The organism is Aestuariibaculum scopimerae, from assembly GCF_059428085.1.
The window spans coordinates 1043253-1055250 of record NZ_CM182089.1; the positions used below are offsets into that span (position 1 = coordinate 1043253).

Here is an 11998-nt window from a genome sequence, read left to right on the forward strand (position 1 = left end):
CTTTTTTTATTTCCAACGCAAAGTTTCCATTATATGCGCTACGTCCTTTTGCAAATAGTTTGCTGCAGGCAAAATAGAATCGTAATTGGGCTTAGCGTGAAAGTAAAGCGACCCCGTTAGGAAATGGTTCACGCTATCGGTAACATAAAATTGTACGGGCGATGCCACATTACCTTTTACCTCTGATAATACACCATAAACATTTCGTTCTTTATTTTCGTATGGGAATACCGGTATTTCGTTTGCTTTAATGGTATGCTCTAAGGTAAACTTTTGGGCGTCTCTAAGGTATTTCTTTAGGTTTTCTGGACTACCTGCTATAGCTTTATAGGTTAAAAAAATGGTGCCCTTAAGGGTAGCATATTCTATATTAATGCCATAACTCTCTGTAGGTGCGTTAAGTTGCTTGATTTGGGTTTTTGTTGCTAGCGTATTGGTTTCAAACGAAAAGGGTAATTGTAATTCGGCAGGTTTATATTGGGCCTTAGGATATTCTAATCTTAAATATGCTTTGGGTTTTGGCGTATAATCCTGCCCGCAAGACACAATACAACAAATTACTACTGCCAGTAAATAAATATTATACTTCATTAAGTATGGTGAATTTTATAAGCTTTATACGTTTTTTATCTAAGGCTTCAATTTTAAAAACGTAATTTTTAAAATTTATTTTGCTGTTTAATTTTGGGAAGCTCCCTGATATTTCCAAAACAAACCCTGCGATGGTCTCGGCTTCACCTTTGTTCTCTTCAAAAACATTATTCTCTTCTATTTTAATAATCTTGTAAAAGTCCTTTAAAGCTGTTTTTCCTTCAAAAACATAATTGTTTTCATCTAGCTTAGAATAGGTTAAATCTTCATCATCAAATTCATCACTAATATCTCCAACTATTTCTTCTATAATGTCTTCTAAGGATATCAAACCCGAAGTACCACCATATTCATCAACCACAACTGCCAAGTGTACTTTTTTCTCTTGGAACTCGGTCATTAAATCGTCCAGCTTTTTGTTTTCTGGCACAAAGAAAGGTTCTCTAATCAAGGTAGTCCAATCAAACTGTTTTCGGTCTATGTAAGGCAATAAATCTTTTACGTAAAGTACGCCTTTTATAGTGTCTATATTATCTTGGTAAATAGGAATTCTGGAATACCCATTTTTAATTATTTCGGGCAATATCTCGGCATACTTTTGTTCTATATTTAGAGCAAATATGTCAATTCTAGGACGCATAACCTGTTTGGTGTCGGTGTTCCCAAATTGTACAATGCCTTGCAGTATTTTATGTTCCTCTCTGGTAGTGTCCTCTTCACTTGTAAGCTCTAAAGCTTGTGATAGCTGGTCTACGCTTAAATTGGATTTTTGCTTTCCCAACTTATTATGTATGGCCAGTGTTACACTACGCATGGGCAAGCTTAACGGCGAGAGCAGTACATCTAAAATCCGCAGTGGGTATGCCATAAAAACCGCAAATTTTAAATTGTTTCTACTGGCATATATTTTGGGCAGTATTTCTCCAAACAACAAAATTAAGAACGTTATTACAACCACTTCTACTATAAACTTAATTATGGGCGATGCAATGGCCGTAAATAGGTCGCTACTTAGGTAAGCAAATAAAATAACTATGCCTATATTTATAAAGTTATTGGCCACCAATATGGTTGCCAGCAATTTTTTAGGACGTTCTAAAAGTTTGGCTATGGTATGGATGCGTTTCGATTTTTCTTCCAGTCCCTTTTCTATATCGTTTCTAGTAAGCGAAAACATAGCAACCTCAGCACCAGATATAAGTGCCGAACTTAACAGCAGTAAAAACAACAACACAACACCAAAAACAACTGAAATATCAACTGCTATCATTAAACTTATAAAACTCGCAGGGTCAGGATCCAAATACTATAGTTTTAGTTAAACACCGCTTCTCGTTTTGAGAAACTTTAATATTAAAATGGCAGATCGTCATCTTCTTCTCCTATGGGTTCGTCTTTTGGGTTTGAGGCAACGGGTTTTTCCGATGCTGTATTGGGAGTATGGGTAGCAGCATTTTGCTCACTTTCTTTTTTGGTTGTTAGAAAAGTGAAATCTGTACATTGAATTTCTGTGGTGTATCTTTCTTGACCACTTTCATCTTGCCACTTTCTGGTTTTCAATCTCCCTTCAATATAAACCTTATCCCCTTTACTTAGGTATTTTTCACAAATCTCGGCTGCTTTGTTTCTTACTACAATATTGTGCCATTCGGTATTGGTAACACGTTCATTGGTTTGCCTATTGGTATAGGTTTCGTTTGTAGCCAACGGGAAACGACCAATACAACCTCCTCCTTCAAAATAGTGCATTTTCACTTCATCTCCTAAGTGGCCAATGAGCATGACCTTGTTTAATGTACCAGACATAATTATTGTTTTAAGATAGCAAAATTACTGAATTGCTTATCATTTATTAGAATAGCTTTCCTTAATTTTTAAAATTAATAAAAAAATTACGATTGTTAATACTCTGCGCACTAAAAAAATGTTTCAACAAAGTTCCCTATTAAGATGGGCATGGCATAATCGCGAATCTTTGAAATGGCGATCGTTTTTACAGGTAAATTGTCTAATGTTACAATCCAAAATTTGGTGTGCAAATGCTGGTGCGATAATTTATGAACAATGTCCACCTCATTATAAAGTGATAATTCATAAGGCTTACCTTTTAGTAAATCATGTGTTACTAAAAGCTTGCTAAATGCTTGATAGTTTATACTTTTTGGGGTTTCTATTAACGGAAATTGATACAGGTTTTGCCAAATACCTTTGCCCTGACGTTTTTCTATAACGGTTTCTTCACCATTTAAAATTATAACTATAAAATTGAAATACTTTTTTTTGGCCTTGGCCGCTTTAATTTTTACGGGCAGCTCGGCTATCCTGTTTTCGTTATTGGCAATGCACCCAGTAAGGAGTGGGCAAACTTTACAATTGGGGCTTTGTGGCTTACATTGTGTAGCGCCAAACTCCATGATGGCCTGGTTAAAGGTTGCTGGATCTTTTTTATCAATTAACTTTTGTGCCAAATCTTTAAACACCTTGCTTCCACTGGACGAATTTATAGGTGTGCCTATACCAAAATATCGCGACAGTACTCTGTACACGTTACCATCTACCACGGCAGTTTGTTCGTTAAAGCAAATGGATGCAATGGCACTGGCTGTATAATCGCCAACGCCTTTTAATTTTAATAGATCCTTATAATTATTGGGAAACTCTCCGTTTAACTCATTTACTATGTGTTTTGCTGTAGCATGTAAGTTTCTTGCCCGGGAATAATAGCCTAAGCCCTGCCACAATTTCAGCACATAACTTTCTTGGGCCTTGGCCAAATGAAAAACCGTTGGAAAAGCATCTATAAACTTGTTATAATATGGCAATCCTTGTTTAACTTGTGTTTGCTGTAAAATAATTTCAGACAACCATATATAATATGGGTCTTTGGTTTGCCGCCACGGCAATTCTCTCTTATTGTTTGAATACCAATCACTTAATGTTTTTGAAAATATCATTAACCAAATAAATAACGCCGACAAAAATAAACGTTTATAATCTTAAATTTTAATGAATTAGGTTTGAAATATTGAATATTAAATTCCTATATTTGCATCCCTTTTAAAATTATATAGTAATCTAATAAAAAATATATTAAAAATGACAAAAGCTGATTTAGTAGCAAAAATTTCTGAGAAATTAGGAATTGAAAAAGGTGATGTTCAAGCAACTGTTGAAACGTTTATGGAAGAAGTAAAATCATCATTGGAAGGCGGTGACAATGTTTACTTAAGAGGTTTTGGAAGTTTCATCATTAAAACTAGAGCTGAAAAAACAGGTAGAAATATCTCAAAAAATACTACCATTAAAATACCATCTCATAACATCCCTGCTTTTAAGCCCGCAAAAGTTTTTGTTGAAGGAGTAAAAACAAATGTAGACGTTAAATAAAAACATTAAGGAATTATTAATTTAAAAAACACTATTTATGCCAAGTGGTAAAAAACGCAAAAGACATAAGGTTGCTACGCATAAGCGTAAAAAGCGTAGACGCGCTAACCGTCACAAAAAGAAAAAATAAACTAAAAAGTAGTTGACAACTACTTTTTTTGGTTAAAAAAACAAACGTTCTTTGAAATGAGTTCATTCGTGTTTTAGGCACTTATAGTGTTATATGAACTCCACGGATTTAAAAAAATCCTGTGATATTTGGTGAATTAAAATTTTACTGAATTAAAACAATGTATAATCCATCTGTACCATTTTGGTTATTAATTGTTGGTTGCTAATTGCTGGTTATTTGGTTTTAAGTTGTACTTAAACCAACTACACCGCGCTTTTAATCTCTAACTTTTTAACTGAATGTGCGGATAAAAATTAACTAAATGGATAAAGAATTGATCATTAGATCTAGTTCCAACAATGTTGATTTTGCCTTATTAAAAGATGGAAAACTTATTGAATTACAGAAAGATGAAGGAGGCAATAACTTTTCGGTTGGTGATGTGTTTATAGCCAAAATAAGAAAAGCTGTTCCTGGACTAAACGCCGCATTTGTAAATGTGGGTTACGAAAAAGATGCGTTTTTGCATTATCACGATTTAGGCCCAAAACTTCCTTCCCTTTTAAAATTCACTAAAAGTGTAAGCACAGGTAAGCTAAAAGATTTTACTTTAAAGAATTTCCCATTTGAAAAAGATATTGATAAAGACGGTAAAATTTCCGATGTCTTAAAATCAAATCAGTCGCTATTGGTACAAATAGTAAAAGAACCTATATCTACAAAAGGCCCTAGAATAAGCTCTGAGCTTTCTATTGCCGGCAGATATATTGTTTTGGTCCCTTTTTCCAGTCGTATTTCTATTTCACAAAAAATAGAGAATAAAGAAGAAAAAGACAGACTAAAACGATTGGTGAAAAGTATAACTCCACCAGGTTTTGGTATTATTGTTCGTACCGTAGCACAAGGCAAAAAAGTAGCTGAACTAGATAAAGATTTACAAAATTTGCTTAGTCGTTGGACGGCAATGTGTAAGAAGCTACATAAAGCGCATCATCCTAGTAAAGTATTAGGTGAAATGAATAAAGCCTCGTCTATTTTACGAGACATATTTAATGACACCTTTACAAGTATTCATGTTGATGATGAAGAGCTTTACATTCAAATTAAAGATTACGTGCATGAAATTGCACCGAACAAAGAATCAATAGTTAAATTGTATCAGTCTAATGTTCCTATTTTTGAAAAATTTGGAATTGAAAGACAAATTAAGACCTCCTTTGGCAAGACCGTTTCTATGGCAAAAGGTGCCTATCTGGTAATTGAACATACCGAGGCGCTTCATGTTATAGATGTTAACAGTGGTAACAGATCCAACAAAGCGAATAGCCAAGAGGATACAGCACTGGAAGTTAATTTAATAGCTGCTACCGAAATAGCCAGACAATTGCGTTTACGTGATATGGGTGGTATTATAGTAGTCGATTTTATTGATATGACCAATGCTGATAATAGGCAAAAATTGTTCAATCATTTTCGTGATGAAATGAAAGATGACAGAGCAAAACACAAAATATTGCCGCCAAGTAAATTTGGTTTGATACAAATTACAAGACAACGTGTTCGCCCAGAAATGAACATTAAAACGCGGGAGGAGAATCCTGACGAAATAATGAACGGCTCTGAGGTTGAAGCACCCATAGGCTTGGTGCAAAAAGTAACACACGATCTTGAACAACTATTAAAAAAAGACTATAAAAAGCTGACTTTAAACACACATCCTTTTATAGCAGCCTTTTTAACTAAAGGTTTTCCATCGATACGTTCAAAATGGTTTTTTGAACATAAAAAATGGGTTAAAATTCTACCAAGAGATGCTTACACATATTTAGAATATCATTTTTTTGACAAAGATGGTAATCAAATTAAATAACTAAAAACCCCTTGCTATTTGTTTAGTAAGGGGTTTTTTAGTTTTGGTTTTTATATTGCTTAAACTTCCAACTGTTGGACATAGTAATGACATGATATCGGTCATATATATGGATTGGTATCGGTCATATATATGGCAGATTGTAATACATAGTAAGGTTAAGGCATCTAACATAGTAAGGTTAAAGTGTTTAACCTTATTTCCAGTTTTGATTAAACCTTAATTCACTCAAATAGTTATAGAGCTCCAATAAATCTTTACCACCTCCAATTCCTTCATCGTAAATTTGTTCAGTTTTATTACTATTATATGTGACTTTTAATTTTCTAATAGAACCATGAAGCGTATTACTGCTAAATGTTTCTTTATCAAACGCTTCATCTAATGAAAAGATAAGCTTAACAATTTTATTGTAAACTTTCTTTTCAAGCTTAGCTACAAATATTCCTTTAACTTCCGATTCTCTAACATTAACACCTTTATTGTCTTCTCCATAACCTACCATATCATTATTGGAAAATATTTTATAATTGTCATTACGTGCATTGAACACAGCTGTTCTATCAGAATAGATAATTAAATCATAATCAGGAGTACTGGCATAACCTTCAGTAAAAAATTCTATTTTTTCTATTTTGTTTTGACTTTGCAGGTTAATAGTAAATAAAACTATTATCAAAAAAATTAGTCTTTTCATTACTTATGTTTTTATTACATGGTTCTGTAAGCTTCCCCAGATTAGAACTGTTTAATTGTCTAAAATTTCTATAAAGTTATTGTTTTCAATTGTAATGGGGTAACCCCATTACAATTGATTTCTGCATATTTTTTTGGGGACAATTTTCCAAGCGCATCGTGAGGTCTGTTATAGTTATAATCATGTATCCAAATCTGAGTTTGTTCACGAACCTGTTCTAGAGTCTCAAAAATATATCTATTTAGAACACCTCTTCTATAAGAACCGTTAAAGCGTTCTATAAAAGCATTTTGGGTTGGCTTTCCCGGTTGGATATATTGAAAATCTATACCATACATCTTGCTCCAAACCGAAGTAATATTTGCTATGAATTCAGGGCCATTATCCATACGTATTTTTTTAGGGTTTGAAATATAATCCATCGAAATTCCCTTACTACTTCTTATCCAAATAATTCTGCAAATTATCTAAAAAGAATTTAGACTTATCAAAATCTATAATTTCATTTGATGGATAAGAAATATGTACAATTTTGTATTCATAAAATTCTTGAGAAGACCCTTTTTTTACTGAATATTTCATACTCTGCCTATCAAAATGATATACATCATTTGAGATTTTTACTCCCCATGTTTGATGTACGCCCATATAATCGTTTAAAAAATCATAAAACTTTAGACTAATAACCTTTTTTATATTATCGGATGTGCCATTTATATAATCGGTTAGTTTTGCTTTTTTATGCAGTACTAGCCTAGGCAAAATAATTGAATCTAAATTGTTTAAAGGGCCCAAGATACCTTTCTTTCCTTCAAAAAGGTTTCCTGGGTTTGATCCAGTCGTTGTTTGAGGATATCTTCCTGTTTCTTATATATTAGATGAATTGTTTAACCTAAAAATCATGGTAAAATATAGTTATCAACGTTTATCCGTAATCACTTATGCTTTTAGATTGTTAAATATTTTTCAATAAAGCGGCTTGAGATTATCATGCACAGCCTAAATTTTCAGTTTTTATAATTACCCAATTATCTTGCTCCTTTTTAATCAAAACATTATAGCTACAGCCACATAATTCACCACAATAAAAACTAACCCTTAAAAAACCATAATTCTTTGCTTCATTAAAATAAATCCTACTCAAAGAAAGCACACCTGAAAACTGTCTTAAATGTTTTTCTTCCTCAGGATGCTTTTCCCAATCTTTTGACCTCAACTCTTTAATGCTTTCCGAGAAGTCAGACTTGTACTTTAAAATATAATCTTTACTTAATTTAATATTTGACAAATTAATTGTAAAAGATGACTTATACATTGTGGTATCTATAAAGTGTAAATATGGATAATCATTATAAATATGGATTAAATCTTTTTTATTAAACCCATATACCGTATCCCTTACCAATATATATAGTGGCGCAAACTTTGTAGTATCTATATATGTTTTATAATCTTTTAAATCTTTATCGAATGCTTCGGCTATTTTATCCAATTCTTTTTTTGAAGCATTCTTTGGTGGCAAAGGAGGGGCAGGGAGTTTCCTGTAATCATCAAAAGTCTGCTTGACTAACACTGGGAAAATTGCCTTGTATATTTTCTGTTCTAAACTAATATCTCTATTGATAATATTGATATAATCATCAATAAAAAATTCATTTTTTTTTAACTTTATCTTGACTTTGGAAGTCAATAGTTGAAAAAATTATTATTAAAATAATCAGTTTATTCATTCCTTATATTATATTTTTAATGAGTTTTATAGAACTGAAGCTGTTCACAATCCATACACAAATTATCATCCATTAATATAGATTTAGTAACCCCATCTAAAAGTAACCTATAGTTATTAATTATGATTTTTCCTTTTATAAAATCATTAGAAGAATTTATTAATACGATCTTATCGGAAACTTTCAAGCCATTATCTTTAAATAAAAAACAGCTATCATTCTTAATTTCAATAAATGTAATTTGAGCATATTTTTTATTATAGTTTGGTTTTAATGCATACCTGCCCTTAAATGTTTCAAGGACATTCATTTTGTGAAGATTATTATTGATAGTATGAATTCTATCCCAAATGTATAAATCTAACAACTCATCTTCATTTAATAAATCCTTGTATTTTTTTATTAAAACGGTATCAGCTACATTATTTTTTTCTTCTCCAATTAAGGTTTTGAATTTATAAATAGTAGAATTTTTAAATTTCTCCTGCACTAGCATTAAGCTATCTACTTTCTTTTGTAAACTAGAACAATTTACCTCCTTCATATCCTGGCATGATAGGTTTAATATCAAAATTGAAATAAAAATTAAATTTTTCATAAATTAAGATTTAAGTATTAACAACCTTTTCTAGAGTAGTTACCACGCCTTATAAATGATCAATTTTAAAATAGAAATTTAAACTGCCGGATTGGGCATAACACGATGCACCTCATTTATTTGCTCTAAAACAGCCTCGCTTAAGGTTATATTTATAGAGCCTATGTTCTCTTTTAGTTGCTCTATAGAAGTAGCTCCAATAATATTACTGGTTACAAAAGACTGTTGCGTTACAAACGCCAAGGCCATTTGTGCTAAAGACATGTTATTATCCTCAGCTATTTTTAAATAATGCTTAGTAGCTTCTGTACAAGCGTTACTGCTGTAACGCGAAAATCTTGGAAATAACTTCAACCTAACATCATCGCCCGCCGTTCCTTTTATATATTTTCCAGAAAGTACGCCAAATGCCATAGGTGAGTACGCCAAAAGGCCTAAATTTTCACGCATACTTATTTCTGCCATATCACCTTCAAAAACACGATTTATTAGTGAATAGGCATTTTGAATGGTAATCATTCTTGGTAAGTTATTTGCTTTATATTCTTCCAAATAGCGCATAGCCCCCCAAGCTTTCTCGTTAGACATACCTATATGACGAATTTTACCTGCCTTTATTTGTTTTTCTAAGGCATGTAATACCTCATTAAAATTATCGGTCCACGGATCGTTTGGATCGTATTTAAAATCTCTGTTCGCAAAGGTGTTGGTATTTCGTTCCGGCCAGTGCAACTGATATAAATCGATGTAATCGGTTTGCAGGCGTTTTAGTTCTGCATTTACAGCTTCTTCAATAGCATTGGGGCTAAAACCTGTGGTTCTTATATGGGCTGTATAATCACCTGTGCCAGCTATTTTAGTTGCTATAACCACCTTGTCCCTATTACCTGTTTTTTGCAACCAAGTACCAATAATCTCGCTGGTTCGCCCTTGTGTTTCAGCTTCGGCTGGAACGGGGTACACTTCAGCTGTATCAATAAAATTAACACCTTGGTCTATGGCATAGTCTAACTGGGCATGCCCATCGGCTTCAGTATTTTGCTTACCCCAGGTCATGGTGCCTAAACAGATTTTACTAACTTTTACGTTTGTGTTTGGTAATGTTGTGTACTTCATGAATTCTTTTTAAATCTTGATTAGCAAAAGCATTAAAGATAAAAAAAACCTTTCAAAAGAATTGCTTTTGAAAGGCTTAAATTGTTTAAATTGTATATGGTTTAATAGGTTTTAATTATCGTTTAGCAGCTTAGATAGTTCATCTAACTTAGGTGTTAAAATCACCTCTATCCTACGGTTTTTGGCTCTACCTTCGGGAGTATCATTGGTTGCAACTGGAGCATATTCCCCACGACCTGCTGCTGTAAGGTTTTCTGGGTTTATATTTGGATTCTCTCTTAAAATATTAACGATCGCTGTAGCACGTTTTGTAGATAAATCCCAGTTGCCTGTTAGTTGCCCACTGCCTTGGTATGGTACATTATCGGTATGGCCTTCTATTAAAACGGCAATATCTGGGTTTTGCCCCAATACACTTCCCAACTGTTGCACGGCTCTTCTACCTTCTACACCTACGGCCCAGCTACCTGAACTAAATAACAGTTTATTTTCCATAGATACGTATACTTTTCCATCGCGTTGCTCTACGGTTAGGCCCTTACCTTCAAAATCGGTTAAAGCTCTTGAAATAGCATCTTTTAACGCAGTCATGGCCGCATCTTTGTCTGCAATAACTTTCTCTAATTCTGCAACACGGTTAGAGCGATCTTCCAATTCTCTTTTCAACCTTTCTAAACGGGCATTTTCGGCGGCTAGGGCTTGTTCTTTAGCTTCTAACTGCGCTAACAACTCTCTGTTTTTTTGTGAATTGGCTGCAATTGCCGCAGAACTGTTTTTCTCTAAAGCGTCATAAGATGCTTTTAAATTATCTAAATTGGCCTTTGTAGCATTGTAATCGCTTTGCAACCTATCGCGTTCTGCTACGGTTTCATCGTATGCTTGCTTTAGCTTTCTTAATTCGTTTTCGGCTTCTGTTTTGGCTGCTAAAAGGGACTCATTTTCTTCATACAACTTACGGTTCTCCTTTTTTAGATTATTGTATTTACCTTCTAATTCCTTGTACACTTTTGGGGATACACATGAGGCTAAGGCAACAAATGCCAGGGCGACTAATGAAAGTTTTCTTATCATTTTTTGGGTTCTTTGTTTAGGTTTATTGTTATGTTAATTCTCTATTTCCAATAATATAGGACAGTGGTCACTGTGCACTGCACTAGATAATATAACGGCTCTTTTTATTTTTTCTTGTAACGGATTTGCAACCATAGCATAATCTAATCGCCAACCTTTATTATTGGCTCTGGCGTTAGCACGGTAACTCCACCAACTATATTGTTGTAAGTCTTTGTTTAGAAACCTAAAGGAATCTATAAAGCCACTATTTATAAAGTTTCCAATCCACTTGCGCTCTACTGGTAAAAACCCAGATACTTTACTTAAGCCCTTGGGATTATGTATATCAATTTCTTCATGGCAAATATTGAAATCGCCACAAACAATTAAGTTAGGAATGTCTTTTTTAAGGGTGTTAATGTAATCTTGAAACATATCCATGTATTCTAACTTATGGTCTAATCGTGCGTCATTGGTCCCAGATGGTAAGTATAGGCTCATTACCGAAATATCACCAAAGTCTGCACGCAGGTTTCGACCTTCAAAATCCATGGAATCAATTCCTGTGCCATACTCTACATGATCGGGCTCTTTTTTACTTAAAATAGCTACGCCGCTATATCCTTTTTTTTGGGCGCTAAACCAATAATTGTATTTGTAACCTGCTTTTTCAAAAACATCTAAATCCAATTGCGCTTTCATGGCCTTAATTTCCTGTAAACAAATAACATCTGGATTGGCACTTTTTAACCAATCTAAAAACCCTTTGTTTATAGCTGCGCGGATACCGTTTACGTTATATGATATTATTTTCATGATTTCTTTTTTAAACCTGTAAGGTTTT

At 33.4% G+C, this 11998-nt stretch carries 13 protein-coding genes and 1 pseudogene; 2 read left to right on the forward strand and 12 right to left on the reverse strand.

All coding sequences use genetic code 11. The annotated features are described in order from the left end of the window. Nucleotides 1–6 precede the first annotated feature (6 nt). The 4 genes from gldD to mutY all read right to left on the reverse strand — a co-directional run bounded on the left by gldD (nucleotide 7) and on the right by mutY (nucleotide 3545). The gene (gene gldD / locus AC5SR4_RS04665; protein WP_495358375.1) at nucleotides 7–591 is read right to left on the reverse strand and encodes a gliding motility lipoprotein GldD; all 585 of its coding nucleotides are present in this window, start codon (nucleotides 589–591) and stop codon (nucleotides 7–9) included. Beyond that, complete coding sequence (locus tag AC5SR4_RS04670) at nucleotides 581–1894, reverse strand: gliding motility-associated protein GldE (protein ID WP_495358376.1); 1314 nt, start codon at nucleotides 1892–1894, stop codon at nucleotides 581–583. The genes gldD and AC5SR4_RS04670 overlap by 11 nt, the downstream gene beginning before the upstream one ends. 50 nt (nucleotides 1895–1944) lie before the next feature. Further along, the gene (locus AC5SR4_RS04675; RefSeq protein ID WP_495358377.1) at nucleotides 1945–2397 is read right to left on the reverse strand and encodes a single-stranded DNA-binding protein; all 453 of its coding nucleotides are present in this window, start codon (nucleotides 2395–2397) and stop codon (nucleotides 1945–1947) included. A gap of 110 nt (nucleotides 2398–2507) precedes the next feature. Continuing rightward, nucleotides 2508–3545 carry an A/G-specific adenine glycosylase gene (gene mutY / locus AC5SR4_RS04680; protein WP_495358378.1) on the reverse strand — a complete coding sequence of 346 codons (1038 nt, stop codon included), beginning with the start codon at nucleotides 3543–3545 and terminating at the stop codon, nucleotides 2508–2510. Between the two features lie 142 nt (nucleotides 3546–3687). On the opposite strand from mutY, the gene AC5SR4_RS04685 reads away from it, so the two are divergent. Together AC5SR4_RS04685 and AC5SR4_RS04690 are read left to right on the forward strand one after the other, a co-directional pair. Further along, complete coding sequence (locus tag AC5SR4_RS04685) at nucleotides 3688–3978, forward strand: HU family DNA-binding protein (protein WP_495358379.1); 291 nt, start codon at nucleotides 3688–3690, stop codon at nucleotides 3976–3978. 434 nt (nucleotides 3979–4412) lie between these two features. Beyond that, nucleotides 4413–5960, forward strand: a complete 1548-nt coding sequence (locus tag AC5SR4_RS04690; protein WP_495358380.1) for an Rne/Rng family ribonuclease — start codon at nucleotides 4413–4415, stop codon at nucleotides 5958–5960. A 196-nt stretch (nucleotides 5961–6156) separates the two neighbouring features. Here the strand turns inward: AC5SR4_RS04690 and AC5SR4_RS04695 are convergent, their stop codons facing one another. From AC5SR4_RS04695 to AC5SR4_RS04730, 8 genes and pseudogenes are all read right to left on the reverse strand, one after another. Beyond that, complete coding sequence (locus AC5SR4_RS04695) at nucleotides 6157–6657, reverse strand: DUF6438 domain-containing protein (protein WP_495358381.1); 501 nt, start codon at nucleotides 6655–6657, stop codon at nucleotides 6157–6159. Nucleotides 6658–6708: 51 nt separating this feature from the next. Continuing rightward, nucleotides 6709–7061, reverse strand: a pseudogene (locus AC5SR4_RS04700) (integrase core domain-containing protein); the annotation flags it as partial. Nucleotides 7062–7092: 31 nt separating this feature from the next. Then, nucleotides 7093–7419 (reverse strand): hypothetical protein, encoded by a 327-nt coding sequence (locus AC5SR4_RS04705; protein ID WP_495358382.1) that lies wholly within the window; start codon nucleotides 7417–7419, stop codon nucleotides 7093–7095. Between the two features lie 226 nt (nucleotides 7420–7645). Continuing rightward, nucleotides 7646–8347 (reverse strand): hypothetical protein, encoded by a 702-nt coding sequence (locus AC5SR4_RS04710; RefSeq protein WP_495358383.1) that lies wholly within the window; start codon nucleotides 8345–8347, stop codon nucleotides 7646–7648. Between the two features lie 56 nt (nucleotides 8348–8403). Next, nucleotides 8404–8985 (reverse strand): hypothetical protein, encoded by a 582-nt coding sequence (locus tag AC5SR4_RS04715; RefSeq protein WP_495358384.1) that lies wholly within the window; start codon nucleotides 8983–8985, stop codon nucleotides 8404–8406. A gap of 78 nt (nucleotides 8986–9063) precedes the next feature. Further along, the gene (locus AC5SR4_RS04720) at nucleotides 9064–10101 is read right to left on the reverse strand and encodes an aldo/keto reductase (protein ID WP_495358385.1); all 1038 of its coding nucleotides are present in this window, start codon (nucleotides 10099–10101) and stop codon (nucleotides 9064–9066) included. Nucleotides 10102–10212: 111 nt separating this feature from the next. Then, nucleotides 10213–11172 (reverse strand): OmpA/MotB family protein, encoded by a 960-nt coding sequence (locus AC5SR4_RS04725; RefSeq protein WP_495358386.1) that lies wholly within the window; start codon nucleotides 11170–11172, stop codon nucleotides 10213–10215. A gap of 33 nt (nucleotides 11173–11205) precedes the next feature. Further along, a complete protein-coding gene (locus AC5SR4_RS04730; RefSeq protein ID WP_495358387.1) occupies nucleotides 11206–11970 on the reverse strand; it encodes an exodeoxyribonuclease III in 765 nt (254 codons plus the stop codon). Nucleotides 11971–11998: the final 28 nt, after the last annotated feature.

Excerpts from the sequence above, each read along its gene's own strand:
- gldD (WP_495358375.1), bottom strand. The coding sequence starts at position 591 with ATGAAGTATAATATTTATTTACTGGCAGTAGTAATTTGTTGTATTGTG.
- AC5SR4_RS04675 (WP_495358377.1), bottom strand. The coding sequence starts at position 2,397 with ATGTCTGGTACATTAAACAAGGTCATGCTCATTGGCCACTTAGGAGAT.
- mutY (WP_495358378.1), bottom strand. The coding sequence starts at position 3,545 with ATGATATTTTCAAAAACATTAAGTGATTGGTATTCAAACAATAAGAGA.
- AC5SR4_RS04685 (WP_495358379.1), top strand. The coding sequence starts at position 3,688 with ATGACAAAAGCTGATTTAGTAGCAAAAATTTCTGAGAAATTAGGAATT.
- AC5SR4_RS04690 (WP_495358380.1), top strand. The coding sequence starts at position 4,413 with ATGGATAAAGAATTGATCATTAGATCTAGTTCCAACAATGTTGATTTT.
- AC5SR4_RS04695 (WP_495358381.1), bottom strand. The coding sequence starts at position 6,657 with ATGAAAAGACTAATTTTTTTGATAATAGTTTTATTTACTATTAACCTG.
- AC5SR4_RS04715 (WP_495358384.1), bottom strand. The coding sequence starts at position 8,985 with ATGAAAAATTTAATTTTTATTTCAATTTTGATATTAAACCTATCATGC.
- AC5SR4_RS04720 (WP_495358385.1), bottom strand. The coding sequence starts at position 10,101 with ATGAAGTACACAACATTACCAAACACAAACGTAAAAGTTAGTAAAATC.
- AC5SR4_RS04725 (WP_495358386.1), bottom strand. The coding sequence starts at position 11,172 with ATGATAAGAAAACTTTCATTAGTCGCCCTGGCATTTGTTGCCTTAGCC.
- AC5SR4_RS04730 (WP_495358387.1), bottom strand. The coding sequence starts at position 11,970 with ATGAAAATAATATCATATAACGTAAACGGTATCCGCGCAGCTATAAAC.